29 protein-coding genes are annotated in these 26,831 nt (G+C 66.1%); 13 read left to right on the top strand and 16 right to left on the bottom strand.

The features are described 5' to 3' along the window. Window positions 1-62: 62 nt before the first annotated feature. Window positions 63-1,034 (bottom strand): S1C family serine protease, encoded by a 972-nt coding sequence (locus MQH31_RS09945; protein WP_243011900.1) that lies wholly within the window; start codon window positions 1,032-1,034, stop codon window positions 63-65. A gap of 39 nt (window positions 1,035-1,073) precedes the next feature. On the opposite strand from MQH31_RS09945, the gene MQH31_RS09940 reads away from it, so the two are divergent. Together MQH31_RS09940 and MQH31_RS09935 are read left to right on the top strand one after the other, a co-directional pair. Then, window positions 1,074-1,232, top strand: a complete 159-nt coding sequence (locus MQH31_RS09940; RefSeq protein ID WP_243011899.1) for a hypothetical protein — start codon at window positions 1,074-1,076, stop codon at window positions 1,230-1,232. 112 nt (window positions 1,233-1,344) lie between these two features. Beyond that, on the top strand, window positions 1,345-2,124 hold the full coding sequence (locus MQH31_RS09935; protein WP_243011898.1) for a COG4705 family protein: 780 nt from the start codon (window positions 1,345-1,347) through the stop codon (window positions 2,122-2,124). Between the two features lie 47 nt (window positions 2,125-2,171). On the opposite strand, the gene MQH31_RS09930 is transcribed toward MQH31_RS09935, so the two are convergent. Continuing rightward, window positions 2,172-3,272 (bottom strand): ABC transporter substrate-binding protein, encoded by a 1,101-nt coding sequence (locus tag MQH31_RS09930; protein ID WP_243011897.1) that lies wholly within the window; start codon window positions 3,270-3,272, stop codon window positions 2,172-2,174. A gap of 257 nt (window positions 3,273-3,529) precedes the next feature. On the opposite strand from MQH31_RS09930, the gene MQH31_RS09925 reads away from it, so the two are divergent. Next, window positions 3,530-4,507 (top strand): magnesium transporter CorA family protein, encoded by a 978-nt coding sequence (locus MQH31_RS09925; protein ID WP_243011896.1) that lies wholly within the window; start codon window positions 3,530-3,532, stop codon window positions 4,505-4,507. A gap of 73 nt (window positions 4,508-4,580) precedes the next feature. Here MQH31_RS09925 and MQH31_RS09920 read toward each other — a convergent pair whose 3' ends face one another. The 3 genes from MQH31_RS09920 to MQH31_RS09910 form a co-directional block, all read right to left on the bottom strand. Beyond that, window positions 4,581-6,479, bottom strand: a complete 1,899-nt coding sequence (locus tag MQH31_RS09920) for a polysaccharide deacetylase family protein (RefSeq protein ID WP_243011895.1) — start codon at window positions 6,477-6,479, stop codon at window positions 4,581-4,583. Between the two features lie 148 nt (window positions 6,480-6,627). Further along, entirely contained in the window at window positions 6,628-6,894 is a 267-nt protein-coding gene (locus MQH31_RS09915) for a GlsB/YeaQ/YmgE family stress response membrane protein (RefSeq protein WP_134446342.1), read from the bottom strand. Window positions 6,895-7,054: 160 nt separating this feature from the next. Then, window positions 7,055-7,711: an Asp23/Gls24 family envelope stress response protein gene (locus MQH31_RS09910; protein WP_243011894.1), complete on the bottom strand. Its 657-nt coding sequence runs from the start codon at window positions 7,709-7,711 to the stop codon at window positions 7,055-7,057. Between the two features lie 134 nt (window positions 7,712-7,845). On the opposite strand from MQH31_RS09910, the gene MQH31_RS09905 reads away from it, so the two are divergent. From MQH31_RS09905 to MQH31_RS09895, 3 genes are read left to right on the top strand one after another with little or no spacing between them, the layout of a single operon-like run. Further along, window positions 7,846-8,421 carry an RNA polymerase sigma factor gene (locus MQH31_RS09905; RefSeq protein ID WP_134535631.1) on the top strand — a complete coding sequence of 192 codons (576 nt, stop codon included), beginning with the start codon at window positions 7,846-7,848 and terminating at the stop codon, window positions 8,419-8,421. Further along, the gene (locus MQH31_RS09900; protein ID WP_243011893.1) at window positions 8,418-9,077 is read left to right on the top strand and encodes an Asp23/Gls24 family envelope stress response protein; all 660 of its coding nucleotides are present in this window, start codon (window positions 8,418-8,420) and stop codon (window positions 9,075-9,077) included. The genes MQH31_RS09905 and MQH31_RS09900 overlap by 4 nt, the downstream gene beginning before the upstream one ends. After that, the gene (locus tag MQH31_RS09895; protein WP_134535632.1) at window positions 9,070-9,399 is read left to right on the top strand and encodes a hypothetical protein; all 330 of its coding nucleotides are present in this window, start codon (window positions 9,070-9,072) and stop codon (window positions 9,397-9,399) included. Before MQH31_RS09900 ends, MQH31_RS09895 begins: the two co-directional genes overlap by 8 nt. Before the next feature lie 30 nt (window positions 9,400-9,429). Here the strand turns inward: MQH31_RS09895 and MQH31_RS09890 are convergent, their stop codons facing one another. Next, window positions 9,430-9,804, bottom strand: coding sequence for a GGDEF domain-containing protein (locus MQH31_RS09890; RefSeq protein ID WP_243011892.1), 375 nt, complete (start codon window positions 9,802-9,804; stop codon window positions 9,430-9,432). A gap of 19 nt (window positions 9,805-9,823) precedes the next feature. On the opposite strand from MQH31_RS09890, the gene MQH31_RS09885 reads away from it, so the two are divergent. Together MQH31_RS09885 and MQH31_RS09880 are read left to right on the top strand one after the other, a co-directional pair. Further along, window positions 9,824-10,402, top strand: coding sequence for a hypothetical protein (locus tag MQH31_RS09885; protein ID WP_243011891.1), 579 nt, complete (start codon window positions 9,824-9,826; stop codon window positions 10,400-10,402). Between the two features lie 141 nt (window positions 10,403-10,543). Beyond that, window positions 10,544-10,957, top strand: coding sequence for a DUF1304 domain-containing protein (locus MQH31_RS09880; RefSeq protein WP_243011890.1), 414 nt, complete (start codon window positions 10,544-10,546; stop codon window positions 10,955-10,957). A gap of 30 nt (window positions 10,958-10,987) precedes the next feature. Here the strand turns inward: MQH31_RS09880 and MQH31_RS09875 are convergent, their stop codons facing one another. The 3 genes from MQH31_RS09875 to MQH31_RS09865 are packed head-to-tail and all read right to left on the bottom strand — an operon-like array spanning window position 10,988 to window position 12,911. Then, window positions 10,988-11,422 carry a hypothetical protein gene (locus MQH31_RS09875; protein ID WP_243011889.1) on the bottom strand — a complete coding sequence of 145 codons (435 nt, stop codon included), beginning with the start codon at window positions 11,420-11,422 and terminating at the stop codon, window positions 10,988-10,990. Further along, on the bottom strand, window positions 11,419-12,417 hold the full coding sequence (locus tag MQH31_RS09870) for an MAB_1171c family putative transporter (protein ID WP_243011888.1): 999 nt from the start codon (window positions 12,415-12,417) through the stop codon (window positions 11,419-11,421). Before MQH31_RS09870 ends, MQH31_RS09875 begins: the two co-directional genes overlap by 4 nt. Next, the gene (locus tag MQH31_RS09865) at window positions 12,417-12,911 is read right to left on the bottom strand and encodes a hypothetical protein (RefSeq protein ID WP_243011887.1); all 495 of its coding nucleotides are present in this window, start codon (window positions 12,909-12,911) and stop codon (window positions 12,417-12,419) included. Before MQH31_RS09865 ends, MQH31_RS09870 begins: the two co-directional genes overlap by 1 nt. Window positions 12,912-13,472: 561 nt before the next feature. Between MQH31_RS09865 and nrdD the strand changes: the two genes are divergently transcribed. The 3 genes from nrdD to MQH31_RS09850 all read left to right on the top strand — a co-directional run bounded on the left by nrdD (window position 13,473) and on the right by MQH31_RS09850 (window position 17,978). Continuing rightward, window positions 13,473-15,710 (top strand): anaerobic ribonucleoside-triphosphate reductase, encoded by a 2,238-nt coding sequence (gene nrdD / locus MQH31_RS09860; RefSeq protein ID WP_243012166.1) that lies wholly within the window; start codon window positions 13,473-13,475, stop codon window positions 15,708-15,710. Beyond that, complete coding sequence (gene nrdG, locus MQH31_RS09855; RefSeq protein WP_243011886.1) at window positions 15,703-16,305, top strand: anaerobic ribonucleoside-triphosphate reductase activating protein; 603 nt, start codon at window positions 15,703-15,705, stop codon at window positions 16,303-16,305. Before nrdD ends, nrdG begins: the two co-directional genes overlap by 8 nt. Before the next feature lie 149 nt (window positions 16,306-16,454). Further along, window positions 16,455-17,978, top strand: coding sequence for an HNH endonuclease signature motif containing protein (locus tag MQH31_RS09850; RefSeq protein ID WP_243011885.1), 1,524 nt, complete (start codon window positions 16,455-16,457; stop codon window positions 17,976-17,978). 352 nt (window positions 17,979-18,330) lie between these two features. Here the strand turns inward: MQH31_RS09850 and MQH31_RS09845 are convergent, their stop codons facing one another. The 6 genes from MQH31_RS09845 to bglB form a co-directional block, all read right to left on the bottom strand. After that, window positions 18,331-18,807 (bottom strand): peroxiredoxin family protein, encoded by a 477-nt coding sequence (locus tag MQH31_RS09845; protein ID WP_243011884.1) that lies wholly within the window; start codon window positions 18,805-18,807, stop codon window positions 18,331-18,333. 138 nt (window positions 18,808-18,945) lie between these two features. Beyond that, the gene (locus MQH31_RS09840) at window positions 18,946-19,416 is read right to left on the bottom strand and encodes a MarR family winged helix-turn-helix transcriptional regulator (RefSeq protein WP_243011883.1); all 471 of its coding nucleotides are present in this window, start codon (window positions 19,414-19,416) and stop codon (window positions 18,946-18,948) included. 130 nt (window positions 19,417-19,546) lie between these two features. After that, window positions 19,547-20,881 carry an MFS transporter gene (locus MQH31_RS09835; RefSeq protein ID WP_134535642.1) on the bottom strand — a complete coding sequence of 445 codons (1,335 nt, stop codon included), beginning with the start codon at window positions 20,879-20,881 and terminating at the stop codon, window positions 19,547-19,549. Window positions 20,882-21,109: 228 nt separating this feature from the next. After that, window positions 21,110-21,748 (bottom strand): RpiB/LacA/LacB family sugar-phosphate isomerase, encoded by a 639-nt coding sequence (locus MQH31_RS09830; protein ID WP_243011882.1) that lies wholly within the window; start codon window positions 21,746-21,748, stop codon window positions 21,110-21,112. A 57-nt stretch (window positions 21,749-21,805) separates the two neighbouring features. Next, window positions 21,806-22,618, bottom strand: a complete 813-nt coding sequence (locus tag MQH31_RS09825) for a gluconate 5-dehydrogenase (protein WP_134535644.1) — start codon at window positions 22,616-22,618, stop codon at window positions 21,806-21,808. Window positions 22,619-22,651: 33 nt separating this feature from the next. Further along, window positions 22,652-23,752: a beta-galactosidase BglB gene (gene bglB, locus MQH31_RS09820; RefSeq protein ID WP_243011881.1), complete on the bottom strand. Its 1,101-nt coding sequence runs from the start codon at window positions 23,750-23,752 to the stop codon at window positions 22,652-22,654. Between the two features lie 166 nt (window positions 23,753-23,918). On the opposite strand from bglB, the gene MQH31_RS09815 reads away from it, so the two are divergent. After that, window positions 23,919-24,803 carry an AraC family transcriptional regulator gene (locus MQH31_RS09815; RefSeq protein WP_134535646.1) on the top strand — a complete coding sequence of 295 codons (885 nt, stop codon included), beginning with the start codon at window positions 23,919-23,921 and terminating at the stop codon, window positions 24,801-24,803. Here MQH31_RS09815 and MQH31_RS09810 read toward each other — a convergent pair. Further along, entirely contained in the window at window positions 24,776-25,621 is an 846-nt protein-coding gene (locus tag MQH31_RS09810; RefSeq protein WP_243011880.1) for a sugar phosphate isomerase/epimerase family protein, read from the bottom strand. The two genes, MQH31_RS09815 and MQH31_RS09810, sit on opposite strands and share 28 nt — an antisense overlap. 135 nt (window positions 25,622-25,756) lie before the next feature. On the opposite strand from MQH31_RS09810, the gene MQH31_RS09805 reads away from it, so the two are divergent. Then, on the top strand, window positions 25,757-26,788 hold the full coding sequence (locus MQH31_RS09805) for a LacI family DNA-binding transcriptional regulator (protein ID WP_243011879.1): 1,032 nt from the start codon (window positions 25,757-25,759) through the stop codon (window positions 26,786-26,788). Window positions 26,789-26,831: the final 43 nt, after the last annotated feature.

Here is a 26,831-nt window from a genome sequence, read left to right as displayed (position 1 = left end):
TAGCACGGAATCGCGCCCACTCCCGCGCACCCGGTCGTCTGGAGCAGTGCGGGCTCAGCGGCTCAGCGCACGGCGGCGAGCTCCTCCGGCTCGGCGATCACGTCGACCATCGCCGCTCCCCGGAGCACGGTGACCGGAAGCGGCCGGCCGATGGCGTCGCCGAACAGGAGACGCTGGAGTCCCTGCGCGTCCCTGACCGGTTCGCGCCCCGCGGCGAGGATCAGGTCGTTGGGCTTGAGGCCGGCCCGATCGGCGGGCGAACGCGCGATCACGTCCACGACCCGCAGGGCCACGTCCTGGTGCACGCGGGCGGCAACGTCGGGCGGCAGCGGTATCGGTGTACTGACGAGGCCGAGGTATGCCCGGCGCACCCGGCCATCCCGCTGCAAAGCGTCGATGATGCGTCGGGACGTGGGATTGATCGGCACGGCGAGGCCGAGGCCGACGCCGGCGACGGCCGTGTTGATGCCCACGACGATGCCCCGCGAGTCGGCGAGCGCCCCGCCGGAATTGCCGGGGTTGAGTGCGGCATCCGTCTGGATGACGTCTTCGATGACCCGGGCCGCCGAACCGGACCGGGTCGGCAGCGAGCGCCCGAGCGCGCTGACGACGCCGACGGTCACCGAGCCGGCGAGGCCCATCGGGTTGCCGACCGCGACGACGAGCTGGCCGACGCGGAGGGTGTCGGCGTTGCCGAGCCGGGCGGGTTCCGGCAGGGTCAGGGCAGGGGAACGGAGCACGGCGAGGTCGGAGAGCGGATCGGAGCCGACGATCTCGAGTGCGCTGCTCGTGCCGTCGGAGAAGAGGGCGAGGCCGGCATCCGCCCCGAGCACGACGTGGGCATTCGTGAGCAGGTAGCCCTCTGCGGAGTAGAGCACGGCCGAACCGGCGCCGCGGCGCACCCGGCCGCGCGGCGTGGTGACCGACATCTCGATCGCCGCGACCTGGCGGGTCACGGTCGCGGCGACCTCGGTCACGACCCGGGAGTACGCGTCGAGCGGACCCTCGGTGGTCTCGTCCCCTGCCTCGGTCATCGCCCGTCTTCCCCTTTCCCTTGCCCGCAGTCACTGCGGATGCCGGCCAATGTACTCGGGCTCCGCCTGCGTTGGCCCTCCCCGGCTCACGCCCTCGGCGAACACGGGAGCGGGGCCGTGCGCGCGATCCTCCCCGGACGGCCGCACCGGGCCTCGATCGACGCGATCGCCACTGACGATCGGTGCTCCGGCCGCTGATGCACGGCTACTCCGTGGTGGTGCGCCTGACCGCAACCTGACCGCGGACCCCATCCGCCACCGTTCCGCGCCCGCCGCTCCGTAGCGTGGAGGGCTGACGAGCGGAGCGAACGTGGCAGAGATCGAGCAGAGCACCCGGCCGATGCTGAGCAGGGTCCCCGAGGTGACCGCCGCGTTCTGGGTCGCCAAGGTGCTCACGACCGGGATGGGCGAGACGACAGCCGACTACCTCGTGCACCAGATCGACCCGCCCCTCGCCGTCGGTCTCGCGGGCCTCGGCCTGCTGGCCATTCTGCTCCTGCAGTTCGCCCTCCGCCGGTACGTCGCGGGGGTCTACTGGCTCGCCGTCGTCATGGTGAGCATCTTCGGCACCATGGCAGCGGATGCCGTGCACGTCGGCCTTGGAATCCCCTACCTCGTCTCCACGGTCGCCTTCGTCCTCGCACTCGCCGCCCTTTTCCTGGCCTGGCGGACGACCGAGAAGTCGCTCTCCATCCACAGCATCGTCGCCCGCCGCCGCGAGTGCTTCTACTGGGCGACGGTGCTCACGACCTTCGCGCTCGGCACGGCGGCCGGCGACCTGACCGCGATGACCTTCGGGCTCGGCTACCTCGCGTCCGGGATCGTCTTCGCCGTGCTCATCGCGATCCCCGCAGTGGCGTATCTCCGCTTCGGCATGAATGCGACGCTCGCATTCTGGTTCGCGTATGTCCTGACGCGGCCGCTCGGGGCATCCTTCGCCGACTGGGCCGCCGTCTCACCCGCGCGGGGCGGCCTCGACCTCGGTACAGGCCCGGTGAGCCTCGTCCTCGCCCTGGCGATCCTCGCTCTCGTCGCCCTCCTCGCCTCCCCCTCACGCGAAAGCGGGCGAATCGTCGGTTTGACGCACTGAAACCGACGATTCACCCGCTTTCGCGGAGGACACGCGGCGGCTCGGCGCTACTCGGCGCCGAGGCCGGCCGCGGAGACCGGGGGCTCGCCGGCCGCCGTGCGCACCTTGTTGAGCGCGGTGAGGTCGAAGAGGTTCGTCAGGTCGCCGGTCTTGGTTGTACCGGCCGTGACGCCGTTCTTGAGGCTCACCGCGAACGTTGACGCGAGCGGGTCGGTCGAGAACGTCACCTTGGTCAGTGCGCGGGTGATCACGGCGTCGGAGAGTGCCTTGCCGCTGTCGGCGGTGAGCTTCTTGTTGATCACGGTCGCGGCATCCGCCGGGTTCTTCGTCAGCCAGTCGACGGATGCCGCGTTGCCGGCCACGAGCGCCTGCACGGTGTCCGGGTGCTCGGTCAGGAAGGCCTTGCGGACGAGCAGCACCGTCGTCGGGAATGCGCCGTCGGGCCAGAGCGAGGACTCGTCGACGAGCACCTTCGCGCCCGCGTCGACGACGAGGCGGGAGACCCACGGCTCCGGGAGCCAGGCGCCGTCGATCGCACCGCTCTGGAACAGGGTGAGCGTCTGGGCGTTGTCGGTCGGCGTGATCTTCACGTCACCACCGCCGGACGTGTCCGTCGTGAAGCCCTGGCCGCTGAGCCAGGACCGCAGGGCGACATCCTGGGTGTTGCCGAGCTGCGGGGAGGCGAGGGTCTTGCCCTTCAGGTCCGCTGCGGAGTTGATGCCGTCGCGCACGACGAGGGCCGCTCCCCCGCTCGTCGCGCCTGCGACGATCTTGATCGACTCGCCCTTGCTCTTGATATAGCTGTTCACGGCCGGGCTCGGGCCGATGTATGCCGCGTCGATCGCCCCGGCGCTGAGCGCCTCGATCGTCGCGGGGCCGGCATTGAAGATCTGGGTGCTGAGCTTGGTGCTGCCGAGGGAATCCTGCAGCAGGCCGTTCTCGAGTCCGACGAGGGCGGGGGCGTGGGTGACGTTGTCGAAGTAGCCGAGCCGGAGCTCTGCGGCGGGGCCTGCCGAGGCGCCGACGGAGGCGGCATCGGCCGAGGCGGCGCATCCGCTCAGGGTGGTGGCGAGCAGGGCGACGGATGCCGCGCCGAGGGCGAGGCGCATCCCCGCGCGACGAGCAGTGGTGGGGGTCTTGGTGGACATGGGCTTCACTTCCATTCGGTGGACGGCGTGCCCCGAGGCACCCGGACTGGTCACGAGACCTGGGTGGCCTCGAGACGACGTTATTCACCGAATGCCCTGGGCGACATTCCCGCCGGTCACGCCCGGTCACGAAACGTAAAGCAACGTCACACAACCTCGACGAGCCCTACACGGCGGCCTGAGACTCGTCCCGGGCGGCGCTGAGACTCGGCAGGGGCGTTGGCCCCGCGGCCGAGCGGATGCTGATTGACTGAGGTGTGCGCACACCGAAAACCCGCTGCTACCGGAACGGGGACCTCGTCGATGAGGGCTTCCCGCTCGCCGACGTCTCCGAACACCTCGCCGACGAGGGCTGCGTGGTCTGGGTGGACCTCTGCTCGCCCGAGGAAGCCGACCTCGACCTGCTCGCAGAGGAACTCGGTCTGCACGCCCTCGCCGTCGAGGACGCCATGAAGCTGCACCAGCGTCCCAAACTCGACCGGTATTCCGACCACCTGTTCCTGTCCGCGTATGCGATCACCTTCTCGCCGGAGACAGCCGACGTGGAAACGTCGGAGATCGCCGCCTTCATCACCGACCGCGCGTTCGTCACCGTGCACAAGGACCCCGATTTCAACATCGACGCCGTCGTAGCCCGCTGGGATTCCTCCCCCGACCTCGCCTCGAATGGTGTCGCGTTCCTCCTGCACGGCCTCCTCGACTTCCTCGTCGACGGTTATTTCGAGGCCGTCGAGGCCCTCGACGAACAGGTCGAGGAGCTCGAGAGCCAGCTCTTCGAACCGAGGAGCGACCAGGAGGCCGTGCAGCGCCGCTCCTTCGATCTCCGGAAGAGCCTCGTGTTGATGCGCCGGGTGATCCTGCCGATGCGTGAGGTCGTCAACACCCTGCTGCGCCGGGACGTGCACCTGCTGCCGAACGACATGGCGCCGTACTTCCAGGACGTCTACGACCACGTGCTGCGCGCGATGGAGTGGACCGAGAGCCTCAGGGACCTCGCCACGAGCGTGCTCGAGGCCAACCTCGCGATCCAGGGCAACCGGCTCAACGTGATCACGAAGAAGGTCACCGGGTACGCGGCGATCATCGCGGTGCCCACGGCAATCACCGGTTTCTACGGCCAGAATGTCCCTTACCCCGGCTTCAGCGAACTGGGCGGTTTCTACAGCTCCATCGCGCTCATCGTGGGCCTCTCCACGCTCCTCTACCTGCTCTTCAAGCGCAACGACTGGATCTGAGACAGGCACGACCGGGCAACGACCAGCGGATGCCGGGCGCGGCCCCAGGTGTCGCGCCCAGCATCCGCCACCGTTACAGCGCGGGGGCCCCGACCGTGTCGAAGATCGCGTAGTCGTCGGTCACGAGGGTTCCGTTGCTGAACAGGTTCAGCCCGAAACTGATCGCGGTGGCGCCGGCCGGCAGCACCGGGGTGGTGAAGCTCGCCTGGGTGAAAGCGGATGCCGTCGCGAGCCACGGGCTCGACGTCCAGTACTGCCAGGTCCCGCTCGCATCGCGGTAGTAGACGGCGAACTGGGTGGACGTCGTCGACGTGTACCAGGCCCGGAGCGAGTAGGTGTGCCCGGCGATCGCGGGCGGGGCGCAGGCCCCGCTGTCCAGGCTCGGCAGCAGCTTCGCATCACCGTTGGCGTAGTTCGTCACGACGAGCTTTTCCGCCTTGGTTCCGCTGTGCGCCGTCGCGACGGTCGTGAACGCGGCGGTGTTGGTGCCGTAGCCGCCGATCTGGTAGCACTGCGGGAGGGCGGCGACGCCGGCGGTCTCCAGGCTCGAGTTCTGAACCAGGTTGGTTCCGGGGGCCGGCGGCGGCGGTACGGGCAGGGTTGCGGCGTCGAAGGCCGTGTAGTCGTCCGTGGTCAGGGTGCCGTTGCTCAGGAGGTTGAGCCCGAACGTGATCGCGCTCGCGCCCGCCGGCAGGGCCGGGGTCGTCCAGCTCGCCTTCTGGTAGGTCGCGGACGCCGCGAAGAGTGGGCTTGCGGTCCAGTAGGTCCAGGACCCGAGTCCGGTGCGGTAGTAGACCTCGATCTGCGTCGCCGCCGTGGACTTGTACCAGGCCGCGAGCGCGTAGGCCGTGCCCGGGGTGGCTGCCGGGGCGCATCCGCCGAGGTCGGGGGTCGGCAGCCATTTCGCGTCACCGTTGGAGTAGCCCGTCACGGTCAGGCGGCCGGCCCGGTTGCCGCTGCGTCCCGGAGTGACAGTGGTGAAGGCAGGGGTGTTCGTGCCGAATGAGGCACCCTGCCAGCACTGCGGAACCCCGGCCGTGAGGGTTTCGAAGCCGGGGTTGGACACGAGGTTGCTGCCGGCCGGCTTGGGCGTGACGGCCGGGCCGGAGACGACGGCCTTCACCGTGCCGCCGATGACCTGGTCGACCGTCTTGATCGTCGTCGTGGCCGGGCGGGTCTTCAGCCACTGCACGAACTGGGTGAACAGCGTCGGGCTGATCGTGAGCGGGTCGGTGAGCCCGGTCGCGATGTGGTGGAAGGTCAGCTGCTGCCAGCCGCCTGCGGTCTCGGCCTGGGTGACGGTGTTCTTGAGATCCGTCAGGCTCCAGGTGTTGTCGACCTCGTCGGGAGCCTGGGTCAGGTACGGATCCGCCGGCGGGATGGTCTCGGCGAGCGCGCAGCCGGTGCAACCGAACCGGGTCTGGATGTCGCCGAGGCCACGGGCGCTGTTGTACCCGCAGTTCTTGACGATGGTCTCGGTCGCGGGCGTGAGCAGCGAGGCGAAGGGGTAGGCGAAGCTCGTGACCCGGAATCCCCAGTTGGTGAGGTTGACCCGGTCGTTGCAGACCTGGCGGGTGGCCTCGTCCGTCGGCAGGGTCGCGAGGTCGGGGTGCGTCACGGTGTGTCCGCCGATCTCGTTGCCGTCGGCGACGAGGCTCTGCATTTGCGCGACCGTCAGATAGCCCGGCTGATTGACGTAGCCGGACGGTGTGTAGAAGGTGCCGTGCAGCCCGTTCGCCTTGAGGATCGAGGCGGCGGTCATCTGGTCCGCGTTCGCGTCGTCGAACGTGAGCGTGATGACGGCGGGAACGGCGGCGCTTGCGGGAAGGGCGGCGAATCCGTCGGCGACTCCGACGGAGACGAGTGCGAGCACGAAGGTCGAGACCCAGGCGATCCAACGGGGGCGGCTTCTCCTGAATCCGCCGGTCGGCCGGTGACTACCGGCCGCAGGAATGCCTGGCTGAACGTCCATGTCGCTGAGCTCCATTCTGGGCCCCTGTCTTCCGCGCCGGGGCGGCACGGAAGACAGTCGGGTTGGGGCGCCGGAGGAACCATTAACGGGTGACCTTTCGGCCCTGTCAATGCGCGGCGCCCCACCAGAATGGGGGGCAAACGGATGCTTAGGCCGCGCGGCGACGACCCGTCGCGAGGCCGTAGATCAGGAGGACGACGATGGAGCCGCCGATGGCGAGGAGCCAGGTCTGCAGCGAGAAGAAGTCCTGCAGCGGGGCGTTGAACAGGATGCCGCCGAGGAACCCGCCGAGGAGCGCTCCCACGACACCGAGGAGCAGGGTCACAAACCAGCCGCCGCCCTGCTGGCCGGGGAGGATGAGTTTGGCGATGGCCCCGGCGATCAGGCCGAGGAGAAGGAAACCGAAGAAGCCCATGGGGTGCTCTTTTCTATATTGGTCACGCGTGGTTGCGAATGATGTGGTGAAACGGTGGTGCCGTGAATCGGTCGTGCGGTGAAACGGTCCTGCGGTGAAGCAGTCGTGCGGTGACACGACATCGGCGCGGCAGGCCGGGGCCCGCCGCGCCGAGACAGGACTAGTCCTTGAAGACGTCCTTGATGTTCTCGCCGGCCTTCTTGGCGCTCGCGGCTGCCTGCTCCGCGCGCCCCTCGGCGACCTTGGAGTCGTCGTTGGTGGCCTTGCCGATGGCCTCGTTGGCCTTGCCCTTGAGGTCTTCGGCCGCGTTCTTGATCTTGTCCGATGCGCTCATCGTGTTGTCACTTTCTCTCGGTGTTTCTCTGGGAATGCCCGACGCGGTTGCGCGGGAAGTCTGGTCGTCTTCTGAGGGGTGGTGCACGTCGTTGACCGTGACGTTCACCGCCGACACCGCGAGGCCGACGAAGTCCTCGATCGCCCGGGTGATGCTCGCCCGCACCTCGGCCGCGACCTCATGCACGGGAACGGGGTACTCCGCCACAATGACGATGTCGACGACGACGTCCGTGTCGCCGACCGTCACGCTGACGCCCTGGCTCAGGTCCGTTCCGCTCAGGGCCTCCCGGATGGCGCCGAAGGCACGGACGGGAGCGCTGCCGAGGGAGTGCACCCCGGTCACGCCACGGGCGGCGACCCCCGCGACCTTGGCGACGACACTGTCGCTGATGACGGTCTGCCCGCCGGGCGAATCGCCACCGGACGCACCGCCAGACGAGTCGCGATCGGAAATACCGCGAAGAGCACGGGAAAGCGCCATGATAGGTATTCTTTCGTTGTCGATGGGCGATGATCGTGGTGATCGTCACTGGTATGACGGAGTCCGCAACCGTTTCGTCACGCGGAGATCGAAAATTGATTCAACCCACCACCGGGTGATTCGGGAAGGACGTGATGACAACAGTTACCAGGCTCGCCGTCGCATCCGCTCTGGACACCGCCTCCGATGCCCTCCTCGCCGACCGTGCGGCCGACGGCGATGTGCGCGCCTTCGAGGTCCTCGTCCGCCGCCACGGCCCGCTGATGCGGGTGCACGCGACCCGGATCCTGGGTTCGAACGACGAAACGGACGATGTGGTGCAGGAGTCGTTCATCACGGCCTGGCGGCAACTGCCGACCCTCGAGAACGGCGCGGCCGTGAAGAGTTGGCTGATGCGCATCTGCGGGCGCAAGAGCATCGACCGGGTGCGCGCCCGCCGCGACCACGCGGACATCACCGAGACGGATGCCGCGGCCCCGGCCGCCCTCACGCCGCACCACGTCGCCGAGACGCAGGAACAGGCCGAGGCGCTCGCACGCTGCCTCGCGGAACTGCCCGACGACCAGCGGCGTTGCTGGACGCTGCGGGAACTCGGCGAATACAGCTACACCGATATCGCCGAAGAACTCGACCTGCCCGTGTCGACCGTGCGAGGCTTGTTGGCACGCGCCCGAAAAACCCTGCTGCGGGAATTGGAGGACTGGCGATGAGCACCCCAGACACCCCCTTTGTGGCGTTCGACCCCGAGGAACAGGCCGAGGAACAGGCCCGCCTGTCCGGGCACACGATCGAGGACCTCAACGACTACCTCGACCGCGGCCGCACCCCGAGCGATTCGAGCATCGACGACTCCCCGGCATGCACGACGGCACTCACCCGGCTCGAGCGGCTCCGCTCAGCGCTGCGCCGGGTCGATTCGGCCGCCGTGGACCGGGAAGCAGCGCGGAACGACGGCTGGGTCGCGACCATCATCGACAGCATCCGGCTTGAAACCCGGGCCGGCCGGCGGATCCCGCTCGCGTCCGACTCACCGGTCGCCCGGCTGGCGCTGACCGAAGGCGCGGTGATCGGTGTCCTGCGCACCGCGGGGGACGGAATCGACGGCATCCTGATCAGTCGCTGCCGCCTCGACGGCGACGTCACCGAGCCGGGGGCGCCGATCACGGTGCGCCTCGAGGTCTCGGTGGGTACCGACGGGATGGATGCCGGCGAGAGCGTCCCGGTACTCACGGCCCGCCTGCGCGCGTCGGTCTACGCGGTGCTCGTGCAGCAGACCGAACTCTCGATCGCCGCCGTCGACATCACGGTCACCGACCTGTACCTCAGGACGACCCCGTCGACCCCCGAAGGAGACGCCGATGAGTGAGCCCGCCGTCGCACCCGATCGACTCGACGACGACATCCTCGCCGTCCCCGGCGTCGACGCGCTCTACCCGGCCGGCCCCCTCCTGGCCACGGTCGTCACCTCGGTCGTCGCCGCGCTGATCCCGAGCGTGGACGCTCCCAATCCGGTCGTCGTCGTCGAGCGCTCCGGCGGACTCTCCATCGCCGCGAATATCGGCGTCGGCCCCGACCATGCTGCACCGGATGTCTGCCGCCGCGTTCACGACGCCATCGCGGAGCACTTCAGTCGCGCCGGAGACCCGGTCATCGCCGAGATCGCGGTCACGGTCGCCCGCATCGGCTGACGACCCCGAGGGCACGCGCGGACGGCGCGGTCAGAATCCCTGAGCCGAGGACGCTGCGGCGAGCATGGCCGGCTTCGCCGACCGGCTTCCCGCCTGTTTCTGGGCTCGCATGGCGTCGTCGGCGTTCCTGAGGAGCACCTCGAGCCGAGGCAGGTCGCCGGACTCCCCCGTGTCTTCGGCCATCGCGATTCCGATCGTCGCGGAGACGTGCGGGTGCCGCCCCTCGCAGGCGAAGGGACGGGCCGCACTCGCGTGGATGCGCTCGGCGAAGGATGCGGCCTGGGCCTTCGTGACGCTGTCGAGGAGCACGACGAATTCGTCCCCGCCCAGGCGGCCGAGGATATCTGCCGGCCGAGAGTGCTCCCGCAGGCGATCGGCGAAGGCGACGAGCACCTGGTCGCCCACCCGGTGACCGTGACTGTCGTTGACGGCCTTGAACCCGGTCGATGTACAGCGCGGCCATACCGGCGAAGTCTCTGCCGGCCTCGAGGATCGCGGCCGCGCGTTCCTCGAGCTGGCGACGATTGGGCAGCCCGGTCAGGGAATCGTGCAGGGCCGCGTAACGGAAGTCAGCGGAGAGTTGCTGGAAGATCTGGGACACCGACACGACCCGGGGGCCCTCCTCGGTGAGCACGAGCACGTCGCGGTACCGGACGTCTTCGGGCAGGACGAGGATGCGCTGGGCCGCCTGGGCGAGGTTCATGCTCCCGTCGAGCGCCAGCGACCGTTCGGGGACGAGCTGGGCCGCGGTCGACCGGCTGTGCAGTCCGCGGCCGTAGCCGAGTCGTCCGGTCAGGGTGTATTCAACCTGATCGCGGGAGAGCAGCGAATAGATCTCACCCTCCTGGACGACGATGGAACGGAGCTGGCGCTCGGACCGGAAGATCCTGTCGATTTCGGAAACCGGGGTACTCGCGGAGATGAGTTGCGCATCCGTGGCCAGATCGGTGAGGCAGACCACACGATCACCCGTATGGGGGCCGATCCAGGCGTCGAGAAGTGATCGCATGATTGATCATGGCCGTGTCGACGGCCCGCGAACCTCGAAACCGCCACTGTTTGCCGTCTGTTCAGCACCCCGGTGGCCGTCGTTTCCTGTGGTCGCGCTCGGGACGCGGATACGGCAGAATAGATTCCGTACCGATTGGTCCACAATATTCCGGAGGAATTCATGCTCATCGCCGCCCAAATCGTCGCCACCGTCGCCGCCCTGCTGCACGTCGTCTTCTTCGTGTTCGAGAGCGTGCTGTGGATGCGGCCGTCCGTCTACGGACGATTCGGGATCGCCTCGCACGAGGAAGCGGCAACGATCCGGTCGATGGCATACAACCAGGGCTTCTACAACCTCGCGCTCGCCGGCGGGGTACTCGTCGGTGTCGTGCTGCTCGCGCAGTCCGGATCCGCGTTCACTGCGGGCAAGACGGCCGTCATCTTCGGCACGGCCTGCATGTCGATCGCCGGGATCGTCCTCGCTTCGACGGGCCGCTCCTACCGACGTGCGGCCTCGCTCCAGTTCTTCCCCGCCGCCCTCGCACTCGTCCTGACGATCGCCGCCTGAGTTCGCTCGGCTGAGCGGGATCGGGCGGAGCTACTCGAGGCCGTCGTCTTCCAGGAGCTGGGTGATGGTGCGCAGGGTTTCCGGGGAAACGTCACCCAGGGTCCGCGCAGCGAAGGTGACCACGCGCTGGGCGCGGATCTTCTTCACGAAGGCGAGTTGGGCATCCACTCGTTCAGGGAGGTCGTCATCAGACCCCAGGAGGTACGCGGGCGGAATTCGGAAGAACTCGGCGATTCCGGTCAGGAGCTCCACGTCCGTGACGAGCGGACCGGACCCCGCGATCATGTACGCCCACCGGGCGCGGGAGAGCGACAGGGACTTCTCCCGAAGGCCCTCGGCGATTTCACGGTAGGTGTGCGGGGTGTTCCCCTCTGCGACCACGACGTCGAGGAGCAGATTCAGCTTGCGAGCTAATTCGACCTGTGGTGTTGACGGAGCGGGGCCGCTCGTCGAGTTGTCGGTCATACCGTGTGTTCGCCTGCCATTTCGGGATGAGTCTGACGTTCAGTGGCGGTCAGGAGGACCTGTTCCGAGCGAGATATGTGCTGAGGATACAGCAGCAGGCTATCCCTGATCTCGACGTAGCGACGGTAGAGCCGCGCTGCCGGATCGCGGGAGAGGACCAGCCGGATCCTTGGAACCGACGCGTCCATGCTGAGCTCAGGGGACGAGGCAAGAAGGCGCTCCCAGAGTGGGGAAAGTCGCCACAACAGGACGCGGTCCCGAACCCGGCGTTGCACCGTGAGCGTTCCGTCAACGGCGGCCGTGAGCCCGAGTCCGACGACCATGCACAGGGGAGAAAGAAGCAAGGTAGTGAAATAGAGCGGCCGTGACCAGTTGGTGAAGTCGGAATCGTGGTGCATGACCGTCATCGTGGCGTTGGTGATGCTGACGAGCGCCCAGATCAACACTCCGAGACAGCCGAGCGCCACGAAGCCGAGGGAAACCCGGGTCAGGGTACGGCGCTGGCGGCGCATGTCGGCCAGGCAAGCGAGAGCAACCGAAACCGAGAAGTATGCGAAAACGACCCAGGTCGTCGACGCATAGATCGTGTAGTCCCAGCGGTCGAAGAACGAATGGTGGATATCGTCCGTGATCCGCCAGTCCGCTCCGAAGAACAAGACCGCCTGAACAACGATGACCGCGACCGTCACGCTCCCGGTCACTTTCGCCTGACGCCGGGTGATCCCATCGGGCGAGGCCGCCGCCTGAACAAGGCTGTTCACGAGCGCAACGGCAACAATCGCGACGGCGTGTAATACGAAGTAGGTCACGTTCACGCCGCCGATGGCGGAGTCGATCACTGCGTAGACGGGGTCGGGCTGGAGCGTCATGAGTACTGCGAAGGTGGCCAGGAGCCAGAACAGCAGCCGCCGACGCCCACGGAACGCGGAAGGCAGGCAGACCAGGGTTGCGATCCAGAGGAGGGAACATACGATCACTTGCACGATCACGACCATCAGAGCACCCGCCCGAATCCGGTCTGCGGACCGCGCCGAACGTCGGTGCTATCGGTCAACATCGTCAAGGCCAGGCAATCGCCGATGGCCTCAGCGAGCGCTTCCTGCTCCTCGGTGAAGCTGCTCCGGGCCAGGGCATGCACGATCGCGTCATAGGGGATGAGGGGAGCGAGAAGCGCGACCCGTTCAGCCGGTAGAAGGACCTTCTCCCCGTCGAGGATCATGTGTCCGAATTCGTGGTTGATGAACTGCTGGCGGTGCACGGCGGACTCGGTTGGAGCGTAATGAATCCGTTCGAAGTCCTCACCATCGACCGCGATCCAGAGTCCGCACACCCCGGATTCCATCATCCGGGCACTCGCCGCGCGGATAACGATCCGCTTGTGCCGCAGCCCTTCCATATGCCGGTGGAGCAGTTCCGCGGTCAGCGGCCGTGGCAGCTTGAGCGCCGCGACCAGCTCGCTGGCCCGCTCTCGACGTTCGTCGTGATCCATGGCGACTCCCCTATCCATGCCACATCCAGGTCGGTTCCGGAACCGAACATTGGACATGTCTAACGTCTGCTACGCTTACCTTCGGTTGGACATGTCTAGGTTACAGTTCCGGGGGGAACGCCGTAACCGGCATGTCCGAACCAGGCACGACGCGAGTTCATGCGCGATAGCGGGGCATCGCCGTGCGCGTGGTGCGGAGTTGCCCACAGGCCTCCGCACCACGCAGCCCCTCGCCAGGCTGTCCCTCGCCAGGCGTCACCACGCAGCCCCTCGCCAGGCTGCCCCTCGCCAGGCGTCACCACGCAGCCCCTCGCCAGGCTGCCCACGCACCGCGCAGCCCCACCCTGCAGGCCTTCGACCGAGCCCGAGTGCGGTCCGGAACGATTGATGCCGCCATCTCGATTTCTGCGACGCGATGCAGAATATGCTGCTGTGGTCTGACCACAACAGGTAGTATCGATCTCACGCCCCAACCACTAGATATGGTCTTTCGCCCGACTTACTGTCCCGCTCGATTGTCGTGGGGAGTATTAGTCAAGGAGACGGCAGCGCGTGTTGAAGATGGAAACCCCCGGCACCGGGACACTTACGGCTGGCAGCAGTCTCAGCACACTCATGGTGGCGAAACGCGACGGTCGCCGGCTCGCATTCGATGACGCACGAATCTACGCCGCGCTAGCCAAGAGCTTCACGGAAGTGAACGGTGAACTGACCCCGCTCACGCACCGGATTATCCGCGACCTGGTCGCCCGCGTCGACCGCGAGATAGCGTCCCGCTTCGCCGTGGACATCAAGATCTACGAGGTCCAGAACATCGTGGAACACGCCCTGCTGGACAGCAAGGAATACGACGCCGCCGAGGCGTACATCAATTACCGGATCCAGCGCGACTTCGCGCGCAGCAAGTCAACCGACATCAACCACTCGATTATCAAGCTGATCAGTAAAGACGAAACGGTCGTCAACGAGAACGCCAACAAGGACAGCGACGTCTTCAACACCCAGCGCGACCTGACCGCCGGAGCGGTGGGCAAGGCGATCGGGCTGAAGATGCTGCCGCCGCACGTGGCCAACGCCCACCAGAAGGGCGACCTGCACTACCACGACCTCGACTACCACCCCTATGCCCCGATGACGAACTGCTGCCTCATCGACTTCAAGACGATGCTCAGCACCGGCTTCCGGATCGGCAACGCCGACGTCGACCCGCCCCGCTCGATCCAGACGGCCACCGCTCAGATCTCGCAGATCATCGCGAACGTGTCGTCCAGCCAATACGGCGGATGCTCGGGCAACCGCATCGACGAGGTGCTCGCCCCCTACGCGGAGAAGAACCTCCAGAAGCATCTGGCCGACGCCCGGACGTGGATAGCCGACGAGTCCCAGCACCAGCAGTTCGCGGAGGAGAAGACCCTCAAGGACATCTACGACGCGATGCAGAGCCTCGAATATGAGATCAACACCCTGTTCACGTCGAACGGGCAGACCCCGTTCACCTCGCTCGGCTTCGGCCTCGGCACCAGCTGGTTCGAGCGCGAAATCCAGAAGGCGATCCTGCAGATCCGCATTGAGGGACTCGGCCGGGAGAAGCGTACTGCGATCTTCCCGAAGCTGATCTTCACGGTCAAGCGCGGCCTCAACCTCGACCCGACCGACCCGAACTACGACATCAAGCAGCTCGCGCTCGAGTGTTCGACCAAGCGCATGTACCCGGACATCCTGAACTACGACAAGATCGTCGAGCTCACCGGTAGCTTCAAGGTACCGATGGGCTGCCGGTCCTTCCTCCAGGGCTGGACAGACGAAGACGGCAACGACGTCTCAGAGGGCAGGATGAACCTCGGAGTCGTGACGCTCAACCTGCCGCGGATCGCCCTCGAGGCCGCCGGAAGCAAGGACAAGTTCTGGAGCATCCTCGCCGAGCGCGTGAGCATCGCCCGCGATGCCCTGCTCTTCCGGATCGAGCGCTGCAAGGAAGCGACCCCGGAGAACGCACCGATCCTCTACGTCTACGGCGCATTCGGTCAGCACCTGGAAGCCGGCCAGTCGGTCGACACCCTGTTCAAAGACAAGCGCGCCACGGTGTCGCTCGGCTACATCGGCCTCTACGAAGTGGCTGCGGCGTTCTATGGCGGAGCCTGGGAGTCCAACCCTGAAGCGAAAGACTTCACCGTCGACATCCTGCGCACGCTCCACGACCGCACCCAGGAATGGAGCAATGAGTACGGCTACCAGTTCAGCGTGTACTCGACCCCGAGCGAGAGCCTGACCGACCGGTTCTGCCGGCTCGACACCGCGAAGTTCGGCACGGTGGCCGACATCACCGACAAGGACTACTACACCAACAGCTTCCACTACGACGTGCGCAAGAGCCCGACGCCGTTTGAGAAGCTCGACTTCGAGAAGGACTACCCTCAGTTCGCGTCGGGCGGGTTCATCCACTACTGCGAATACCCGATCCTGCAGCAGAACCCCAAGGCCCTCGAGGCGGTCTGGGACTACTCCTACGACCGGATCGGCTACCTCGGCACCAACACCCCGATCGACCGTTGTTACGCCTGCGGTTTCTCCGGCGACTTCGACGCGACGGAACGCGGCTTCGAGTGCCCCGAGTGCGGCAATGCCGACCCGATGACCTGCGACGTCGTCAAGCGCACGTGCGGCTACCTCGGCAACCCGCAGGCTCGTCCGATGGTGCACGGCCGGCACATGGAGATCACGTCCCGGGTCAAGCACATGGCGGGCACCACGGGCGTCAGCGGGGCGGATGCAGCGGCATCGGTCTCCGAGGATGCGTAACCCGCAGCCCGGCGAGTGGCTGTCGGAGAAACTGAGCCAGCGGTACGTTGGGGATTACAAGCCCTTCGTCTTCGTTGACGGCGAAGGCGTGCGGTGCAGCCTGTACCTGTCCGGGTGCCTGTTCGCCTGCGAGGGCTGTTTCAATGAAGCCACCTGGAGCTTCCGCTACGGCCAGGAATACACCCAGGCGCTCGAAGACCAGATCCTCGCGGACCTCGGTCAGGAATACGTCCAGGGCCTGACCCTGCTCGGCGGCGAACCCTTCCTCAACACCGGGGTGTGTCTCGGGTTGATCGATCGGGTCCGCCGGGAGTTCGGCTCGTCGAAGGACGTCTGGTCCTGGACCGGGTACACCTTCGAAGAGCTGCTGCTCGAGAGCCCGGACAAGCTGGCCATGCTCCGCGGAATCGACGTCCTGGTCGACGGCCGGTTCGAGCTCGCGAAACGCGACCTGAAACTGCAGTTCCGGGGCAGCAGCAACCAGCGGATCCTCGATGTCCCCGCTTCCCTGGCCGCCGGACAGGCGGTCCTGTGGGGCGGACTCCGGGACGCGACGAGCACCTTCGAACAGATCGAGAAGCGGCAGCTGATCTAGCCCAGGGGCCGGGGAACACAGCGTGCTCGCCACGACCGACCCCGGAGCGGCCCGTCCTCAACAAAGTTTCTCTGACCGGGTTTTCCACAGGGCATGTGTGGGGTGGCGGATGCCGATGGAATGTCGGTGGTGGTCCATAGAGTGCCCCCATGACAGTTGAAAAACCCTCAGAAACTCACCTGGACAGCACGGCGGAACCACCGCCAGGGACCCCTCCCCGGGCCCCTGCAGACACCCCTCCGGACACCCCTCCGGACATCCCGCCCGACATCCCCACTGACGTCCCGCCCGACACCACTCCCGATAGCTACCTCAACGCCCGCCACCTCGAACTGGTGGAGCCGTCCCTCGCCGAGGTCTACGAGGCGATCAAGGAGGCGGACCGGGAGATGAACCGGGCCGCCGCGAAACGGGCCGATGCGATCTACACCGCGCAGCGGGTACTCATCGACGTCGGGAGGGCCCGAGCCGAGGCCGCCGTGCTGGCCGGCGGGCGGCGCCCGCCGTGGTCGCCGGAGGAGGCCACGAAGGAGGAGTTCGCCTGCGAGGTCGGCGCCCTGCTCCGACTGCCGCGGCGCACGACGGAGACCCTGATCGAAGCCAGCCGCACCCTGGCCGAGGAACTCCCCGCAACCCGGGAAGCATTGTCCTCCGGGGCGATCAGTTACCGGCACGCGCAAGTGATCATGGATCAGGCCTGGGGCATCACCGTCGACGGCGACCCGGACGCCGCCGCCCGGGCCCGCGCCGTGTTCGAGGACGTCCTCGTGCCCGACGCGGAAGTGTTCACCGTGGCGAAGCTCGCCGACCGGGCCCGGAGGGTCCGGGAACGCACCCACCCGGAAACCATCACCGCCCGGCACCAGAAAAGCGTCGAGGAGCGACACGTGGTGTTCCAGGCCCTCAACGACAGCATGGCCTCCCTGTATGTGACCGGCGACGCGGAGAAGATTCAGGCCGCCTACCACCGCACCCTCGACACCGCCCTCACCCTGCAGGGCCCGGACGAGGAACGCACGCTGACCCAGCTCGCGGCGGACGTACTCACCGACGTCCTGATCGGCGGGGTCACCCCGGACGGGACCGGTGCCGGGGTGGCCGCGCAGGTGAATGTGACCGTCCCCGTGCTGACTCTCCTCGGGAAGAGTGAGGAACCCGGGTACCTGGCCGGGTACGGGCCGATCGACACCGACACCGCACGGCGCCTGGCGGCCGGTGCGCCGAGTTTCACCCGGCTACTCACCCACCCGGAAACCGGGGTCGTGCTCTCCATGGGCCGCGACACCTACAAAGTCCCCGCGGCGCTCAAGAAGTGGCTCGAGGTGCGGGATGAAACCTGCACCTTCCCCGGCTGCCGCCGGTCCGCGAAACGCTCCGACGTGGACCACAGCGTCGAATGGCAACACGGCGGCCAAACCGACGCGATGAACCTCGCCCACCTCTGCCCGTATCACCACGCGGTGAAGAGCTACACGCGGTGGACACCAAGACACCTCGGCGACGGCCGCATCGAGTGGACGTCCCCGGCCGGGTACCGCTACATCGTGGAACCCTCCGCCGACATGCGATCACCCAAACATCGCAAACCCGCACCGAAACCACCGGCCCCGATCGTGGACGTCTGGAACCTCGACCCCGAACCCAACGACCCCGACAACGCAAGCCAGTTCTAGTCAGCAGCGCAGCCGAAGAGGCGTCAGCGTGCTGATGCCTGCGGACGCCCCTGGGTGAGGTGATGCTGGGTACGGCGGTGCTGGGTACGGTGATGCTGGGTGCAGCCCGACGTGGTACTGCGCTGCTTTGCACTGCGCTGCTTGACGCTCCCTAATCGGCACTGCGCTGCTAGACGCTCGCGACTTGGCACTGCGCCGCTTGACGCTCGCGACGTCACAAACATTATGTTGTTCCGCCGAGCATGCCGCCATAGTCACATTCCGTTAGACGGAATGTGGTTCTAATCCGCGAGCGAATTGAGGCATGACAAAGGGGGTCGTAGCAATGGCCACGACCCCCTCACACCAGGAGCTACTCGGCGGGCGTGCTCGCCGTCAGTGCGGCGATCGCCGCAGCCAGGTCGGCCTTGTTATAGCTGGTTCCAGGATTGGTCGAAATGTGGGAGTAGCGGACCGTTCCCTCCTTGTCGAGCAGAATACCGCCAGACTGCTGGATGGCGCCGAAGACCTTGCGGAGCAGTCCCGCTTCGGCGTGGGCCGTTCCGTCCTTTCCGATCACGACCGGGAACGGCACGCCCCGCTTCGCCTTCCATGCGGTCGCCGCAGCCTCGTCTTCCGGCACGGCCACGATGACCCGGACTCCCGCCGCCGCCAGCTCATCCTGCTGCGCGGCGAGGGTGCGAACCGCTGCGTTGCACTGGGCGCACGACAGAGCACGCATGAAGTAGACGAAGACGTTCGAGGTTCCGCGGTAGTCGGTGAGGTTCAGGTCACCCCCGCCGATCTCCCGAAGCTGCAGGTTCAGGGTCGAGCCGATTTCAAGTGGCATGTGATTCCTCCGGTTGGGCCGTGCGGGGATGCTGGGTGACGGAATGGTGAGTGACGGGACAGCGAGTGCCGGGACAGCGAGTGCCGGCACAGCGGGTGCCGGCACAGCGGGTGCCGGAACAGCGGAAGACGGGCTCAATTAGCCAACGAGTTCGCTTCGCGACGAGGAGCGCACGATTCCTGTGAGCTCGGACATACCCGCGGTGATGGCGTGCAGGCTATCCAGCAGGCCATGAAGCTCATCGACCGTCGAGATCCCGTAGGCGGGAACCAGACAGTCAACGGCGCCTGTCACCCGACCGTGCAAGCGCAGCCCCTCGGGGGTCAGCGCCACGATCACCGTGCGCTCGTCACCCTTCCGGCGTTCGCGGGTCAGGATCTGCCGTGCCTCCAGCCGTTGCAGGAGCGGGGACAGGGTGCCCGAGTCCAGGAACATGGCGCTCGCGAGCGCGCTCACTGAGGACTCACCCTCGGAAGCAAGCACGACGAGCACCAGGAACTGGGGGTAGGTGATGTCCTCCTGGGCAAGCACGGCACGATACGCCTGGCTCACGGCACGCGAGGCCGCATACAGGGCGAAGCACGGCATCTCGAGCAAAGGACTCGTCATGCTCTAACCTTTGCACACGAACGCTTTGTGCACAACCAATACCCGCACGAGCCCGCCATCTGGGCGACTCACGGAGAAGCCCTCTGCCTCCCCGTGATCACGGGGAGGCAGAGGGCTTCTGTCGTGCCGGCTATTCGGCCAGGCTTTCACCGGATCCGTTGCGGAGGAACAGGGTGGCACCTGCCGCGATGACGGTGACCACCAGGGTGGTGATGCCGATCACGATCGGGATGTTGCTGGTTCCGGGAGGGGCCATCAGCGTGAAGATCGCCGGCGCGAACGCGGCAAGCATCAGGCCGACGTTCTGCGAGACGGCGAAGCCGGTGACGCGCAGCCGGGTGGGGAACTGTTCCTGGTAGGCCGTGGCAAACGTGGCATTCCACATCTGGAAGAAGATCGACATGGCGAGCACGCCGAGGATCAGCACCAGGGCGAAGTTCTTCTCCTGCACCGCGAAGAGGAACGGGATCGAGGTGAGACCGCCGCCGAGGGCGCCGGTGATCATGAGCGCCTTCCTGCCGAAGACGTCCGACAGCTTCCCGAACAGCGGGATCGTCAGGGCAGAGGCAGAGTTGATGATGAGGATGATCCAGAGGAACTCACTCGTCGTGAAGCCGACTCCGTAGCTCTCCTGCTTGCCGTAGGTGACACCGAAGACCAGGGTCGCCGTGCCGATCACGTTGGCCAGGGTGCTGATCACGCAGATGAGGAGCATGCGCGGGTAGCGACGGAACAGTTCGATCGCCGGGGTCTTGAACTCCTTGACCTGGGACTGCTTCAGGTAGGCGGGCGGCTCTTCGATATTGCGGCGGATCAGGTAGCCGGCGAGGATGACGACCGCGCTCAGCAGGAACGGAATCCTCCAGCCCCAGGTCTGGAAGGCCTCGGCGGGAAGCGCGGATGCGAGCGGGAGCATGAACGCGAGGGCGAGGATGCTGCCGATCTGGGACCCCTGGAGGCTGAAGCTTGCGAAGAAGCCGCGCTTCGAGTCGGGCGAGTGCTCGACGATGAGGGCGTTCGAGGCACCCAGCTCCCCGGCGACGGCGAATCCCTGGACGAGCCGGAGCACCACCAGCAGGATCGGCGCGAGGATGCCGACCTGGGAGTAGGTCGGCAGGACGCCGACGAGGAGCGTGGCCAGGCCCATCATCATCATCGCGATGACGAGGACGTGCTTCCTGCCGTGGCGGTCGGCCAGGTTACCCAGGACGATGGCGCCGATCGGCCGCGCCACATAGCCGACACCGTACGTGGCCAGAGAGGCGACGATGGCGACGGCCGGGCTCGAGGTGGGGAAGAACACCGTGGGGAACACCAGCGCGGCGGCCTGGGAGTACAGCGTGAAGTCGTAGTACTCCAGTGCGCTCCCGATCCACCCGCTGAAGGCGGCGCGCTTGAGATTGCGAGATGAAACCTGTTTGTCGTTGGACGGCGTCTTGAGTGACGTTGCCGTGCTTCCGGTCATGACTAACCCTGATCTTCCTAAACTAAGTGGATCTGCTTTGATCGCTTTCGAAAGAAGTACTGTCATCGTGCGCTCGCCGGGCTGAAACCCCTATTCGGGCGCGGGCCCACGCACAACTTTGTGGTGACCGCGTCGGAATTCGGGCGCGAGAGACTTACGTCTCGGGTACTTTCCTTGGATAGACGTCTAGTTCGAATTGTGAAGTTGGTACAGCAGTGCGCTCGCCGGTCAGGCGAGTGACGCGAGGATGTAGTCGCGCACCTCCCCCGGTTCGGCGTTCGCGGTGAAGTACTCCGTGAAGTTCTCGGTGGCGATGGTCTCCTTCAGGAAGTCCTGATCGATTTCCTGGAGGACCTGGATGAGGGGCTTGTACACGACGGCCTTCATCTCAGTGAGGATGCGGGCATTGCGCTGCTCGGGGACCACTCGGTCCTTGGGGTACCCGCCGCCCATCGGCTCGGCGAACAGGCGCTCGAAGATGAGCGTGAGGTTGAGCTCTGCTCCCCAGCCGAAGCCCTTCGCATAGGGAATGGAGAGCGCGTTGCCACCGTTGATCTGGGAGAAGAGATAGGCATCCGTCGGTTCGATTGCGAGGCCGCAGACCACGCCGGGGAAGCTGTTGCAAGCCAGCATCGCCCCCACTCCGGTGCCGCACCCGGTGACGACGAAGTCCACGGCCTTCGTGCCCAGCAGGATCGAGGCGAGGAGACCGTTCTGCACGTAGGTCAGCTGGCTCTCGCCCGCCGCACCGGTCATTCCGTAGTTAAAGGACTCGTAGCCTTTCTCGTCGGCCACGTCCGCGAGCGCCTTGTAGATGACGGCGTTCTTGGAGGCCTGGGAGTTCTCGTTTATCAAAGCAATCTTCATTGGTTCTTCGACCTTCTTCATTGATGGAGCTCACGAGCTGGTGCGGGCGGTCCCGCGTTACTGAGGGGTCTTGCCGATGTAGGCGAGGATGCCGCCGTCGACGTAGAGGACCAGTCCGTTGACGAAATTGCTCGCGTCGGAGGCCAGGAACACTGCGGGGCCGCAGAGGTCGTTCGGTGTGCCCCAGCGTGCGGCCGGGGTCCTCGCGATGATGAACTGATCGAACGGATGCCGGGAGCCGTCGTCCTGAAGCTCACGGAGCGGGGCCGTCTGCGGCGTCGCGATGTAGCCGGGGCCGATGGCGTTGCACTGGATGTTGGCCTCGGCGAATTCCGAGCAGATGTTGCGCGTGAGCATCTTCAGGCCGCCCTTGGCTGCGGCATATGCCGACACCGTTTCGCGCCCGAGCTCCGACATCATCGAGCACATGTTGATGATCTTGCCGTGACCCTTCTTGATCATTCCCGGCAGCACAGCCTTGGCGACGATGAACGGACCGTTCAGGTCCACGTCGATCACCTGGCGGAAGTCGGCGACGCTCATCTCGAGCATCGGGACACGCTTGATGATGCCGGCGTTGTTGACGAGGATGTCGATGGAACCGACCTCCTGCTCGATCTGTTTCACCATCGCGACGATCGCGTCTTCGTCCGTGACGTCGGCCACATACCCGTGGGCCTCGATCCCGGCCTCCTGGTATGCCGCGAGTCCCCGGTCCACCGCGGCCTGGTCGCGATCGTTGAAGGCGATCCGGGCGCCGGCGGCGGCGTACGCCGAGGCGATGGCGAGCCCGATGCCGTAGCTGGCTCCGGTGATCAGGGCGACTTTGCCGTTCAGGGAGAAGCTCCCCATGTCGAATTTTTCGGTCATGTTCTTACTCTTTTCGTGAAAGGCGCGGGATTCTCAGCAGAATGAGACGAGGTACTCGGCGAAGCACAGCACCGTGAGCGATTGGCCGTACGGCATCGCCGTCTGGTCGATGTTCTTGTAGAAGTCCAGGTCATCGCCCATTCCGGTTCCGACCGAGACGTTCTGGACTTCGCCATCGTCGGTGATCCGGTCGAAGAGCGCGGCGACGGCCTTCTCGGCCACGGCCGCGTAGCTCGTGTCGATGTAGCGCTCGTGCACCGCTTTGAGCAGCCCGTATGCGATGCCGGCCGTCGCGGACGACTCCAGGTAGGAGGTCGGGTCGTCGAGCAGCGTGTGCCACATGCCGGACTCGTCCTGCAGTCCCGCGAGCGCGGAGACCTGGCTGTTCAGGATTTCGAGTAACCACTCCCTGACCGGGTCGCCGGGCTTCAGCCCCAGGGTTCCGATGAGTTCCGGAATGGCGATGGTGATCCAGCAGTTGCCCCGCGCCCAGAGCGCGTTGGCATAATTGTCCCTGCGGTCGAACGACCAGCCGTGGAACCAGAGGCCCGTCTTCTTGTCCATGAGGTACTGGGCGTGGATGAGGAACTGATACTTGGCTTCCTCGATGTATTCCGGCCGGTCCAGCAGGCGACCGATCTTCGCCAGCGGCAGCACCGTCATCATCAGGGTGTCGTCCCAGAGCTGCTGGGAGTTCGGTCCGGCATAGGTCATGTGCTGCATGCCGCCGCCGTGGGTGCGCGGCATGTCGTGCATGGCCCACTGCGCCCACTGGTTGAGGTACGGCACGTACCTGCTGTCCTTGGTGTCCTCGTACAGGCAGGCCATGGCGAGCAGTGGCGCCATCGTGTTGACGTTCTTCGGCGGAGCGCCCGCGGCAAGCGCGGTGTCGAACCACTCGTGCACGACATCCGCTGCGAGAGGATTTCCGGTGATCCGGTAGTTCTTGTAGATCCCGTAGAGACCGACGCCCTGGGGCCAATTCCACACATTCCAGCTCTTGTCGTCAACGACGACATCATTGAAATGGAGCAGAAACTTACCCGACTCGTCCCTGATTGTGGTCAGGTTGGAGATCATGGCATCGATCTTGTGGACGATCTGCTCTCTGCTGACGGCAGTGTCTAGATGCATGGTTTCTCTTCACAATCTTCTTTGATTCCTTGGTATTTGAAACGTTACAACCCGCGAATCCGCGGATACAGGCCCCGTCATGTCGACCGTTGCGCAAAAACTGCCGTTTCTTGCAGCGGAGGCTGCGTGCCAGACTGTCGCCTGAGCTCACGGAGAGGAGAGGACGATGGAGCCTCGCCGCGCAGTGATCGTGAACTCGATGATCTCCGGGCATTTCGAGCTGTACCACGTCGACAATGCTGTCCGTGAGCACGCGAACCTGCATTATCACGACTTCCACGAGATCAACTGCGTGTTGAGCGGCACGGGTGTCTTCCGGCTGGGCGGGACCGAATACTCCACGGAACCGGGAACCGTGACCTTCGTGCGGAGGAACGACCTGCACAACATCGTCAGGCAGTCCAGCGAGTACTACGAACGTGCCTACATCCACATTCGCGAGGAGTTCCTCACGAGCCGTTCGTCGGAAAGCACCAACCTCAACCTCCTGTTCGCCAAGGACGGCACCCCGACGAGCCAGGTGATCCGAGTGGATGCCGGCTGGTTGCGCGACCAGATCTCTCGCCTGGACGATCCCGGTCAGGGGGGCTTCGGCGCGGACCTCGTCCGCGAGAACCGGCTGATCGAGTTCCTGATCGAACTCAACAAGGCGGTCTTCGACTCCGAGAACGCGGTCGTTCCCCACGACCTTCCCGTGTCCGCCCTGATCTCGGCGGTCATGGGCTACGTCGCAGACAACCTCGACGAGGACTTGTCGCTCGATGCCGTCGCGGGCAGGTTCTTCATCAGTAAGTACTACCTGTCACGGCAGTTCAAGACGAACACCGGACTCAATTTCCACCGGTACACGCTGAAGAAACGGCTGCTGCACAGCAAGGATCTGCTGAGCACACACGGAAACGCCCTGGACGCCTATCGGCAGGCCGGGTTCTCGTCGTACACGCACTTCCTTCGCTGCTTCAAGGACGAGTTCGGCATGACGACCAAGGAGTTCATCCGCCGGAGTCGAAACCCCGAGGACATTCACTTCGAGAATCCCGATTCCGCGTAGCGATCCACCGTCCTGGCGATCGCGTCGTTGACGGTTTCCTCCATGATCACCGCGAGATGGGGAGAGTGCGCGCTGATCGTCGCCAGGATCTGGGCGACCGGAAGCACCCCGTCGTCGATGTCGCAGCGGATGATCCGGCCATCCGAGAGGCGGTAGTCGTCGAGGTGAGCCGCGACGATGCGTCCCCCGAACCGCTCGAAGGCGTCGCCCGCCAACACCGCAAGGTCGACGGGCTCGTGCGGGTCGAGCAACGCCGTGGCGTCGAACACGATGCCGAGGTAGGGCGAGTCGATGTCGTCGAGGAGTTGCTCGACCCGATCGAGGTTGTGGATCGGGTGGTTGATGCCCGGCTCGATGGCGACGATGGTCCCCACGCGTTCGCCGAATTCGGCCAGCCGCCGGATGACCGCGGCGGTCTCTCGATACGCCTCGTCGGTGAAGTTCGCCCTGGTGAAGGCAAAGCCCTCCCGGTTGATGCTTCCGGTCTCGGTCGCGACCATCGGAGCGCCGAAATGCCGGGCGTTGCGCAGGTAGGCCTCGAACTTCCGCAGGATCGACTCCCGGCGCCCGGCATCCGGATGGATGATGTTGTCGTAGCAACCCAGCACGGCGATGTCCACGCCCTGGGCGGCCAGCGTGCGGCGGAAGTATGCGCCCATTCCCGGGTTGAGGGCGTCCGCGCCGCTCAGCTCCGGAAAAGACCGGCCGAGCGCAAGTTGCACGGTGTGTACCCCGTAACCCGCCAGGCCACGTGCCAGCTCCTCGGGAGTCGACGCCCACGTCACATCGTGCCCGCGAGCGCCGAAATTGATTGTCATGTCCCAACCTTTCACCGCGGTGGCCAACTCGCCGAACTGTACTCCTGTCCCTGGGCGAGCCCTGACCTCGTCATCCAGGCAGAGGTCGGACGCCCCGTGACCCGCACGACCTCCGCACCCGGCGATAATCAGACCATGGGCGTAGATCGAGACAACGAGGAGGCCAGACCTCGTGCCGCCAGTGTGTTCGATGTGGCCAGGGTCGCCGGAGTATCCCACCAGACGGTTTCCCGTGTTCTGAATGATCACCCCAGCCTGCGCGCGGCCACGCGCCAGAAGGTGCTCGATGCCATGCGGGAGTTGAACTACCGGCCGAACGCCGCCGCCCGCGCGTTGTCCTCGAGCCGATCGCGCCTGATCGGAATCCTGTCGACCTCGAGTGGAGAGTACGGACCCGCGACCATCGTCGCGGCCATCGGGGCCGCGGCACGCAGTCGCGGCTACAGCGTGACGATCGCGAACGCGGACGGACTCGACCGGAAATCGGTGGACGACGCCCTCAGCCACCTGGCCGACCTCTCGGCCGAGGGGCTGATCGTGGTCGCCCCACAGACCCAGGTGCTCGTCGCGCTCGAAGGCCTGACGATCCCGGTGCCGTACGTGACGCTGCAGACGGCGGCGGGGAGCGCGCCACACGACGGGATGCTGGACCAGGTCCGGGGGGCCCGGCTGGCCACCTCGCATCTGCTGGACCTCGGCCACCAGCGCGTGGGCCACATCGCCGGCCCGCCGGAATGGCTCGACGCACAACAGCGCCTGACCGGCTTCCAGGAGGAGCTCCGGTCGCGACAGCTGGATCCACGATTCGTGGAGATCGGCGACTGGAGCGCCGCGTCAGGTCATCGTGCGGCCCGGGCGCTGATCGGACAGGGCGTGACGGCCATCTTCTCCGGCAACGACCAGATGGCGCTCGGCGCCCTGAGCGCCGCAGTCTCCCTGGGCCTGACCGTGCCGGGGGATCTCAGCATCGTCGGCTTCGATGACGTTCCCGAGGCCGCCTACTACCAGCCCGCGTTGACGACCGTTCGTCAGGACCTGGCCGAAGCCGGGCGGCGCGCCGTGGCGCTTCTCCTCGGCGAAGCGGACGTGCGCCCGGTCGTCGACCCGGAGCTCATCGAACGGGCGTCCACCGGCGCCCCGCCGGAGCGGCTGCGCTCCGCACACTGACAGTCGACAGACGGGAGGACGATGTCGTAGACTGCATACCATC

This window comes from Cryobacterium zhongshanensis, assembly GCF_022760445.1.
Classification (GTDB): domain Bacteria; phylum Actinomycetota; class Actinomycetes; order Actinomycetales; family Microbacteriaceae; genus Cryobacterium; species Cryobacterium algoricola.
This window is presented reverse-complemented; position numbering and strand designations above follow the sequence as displayed.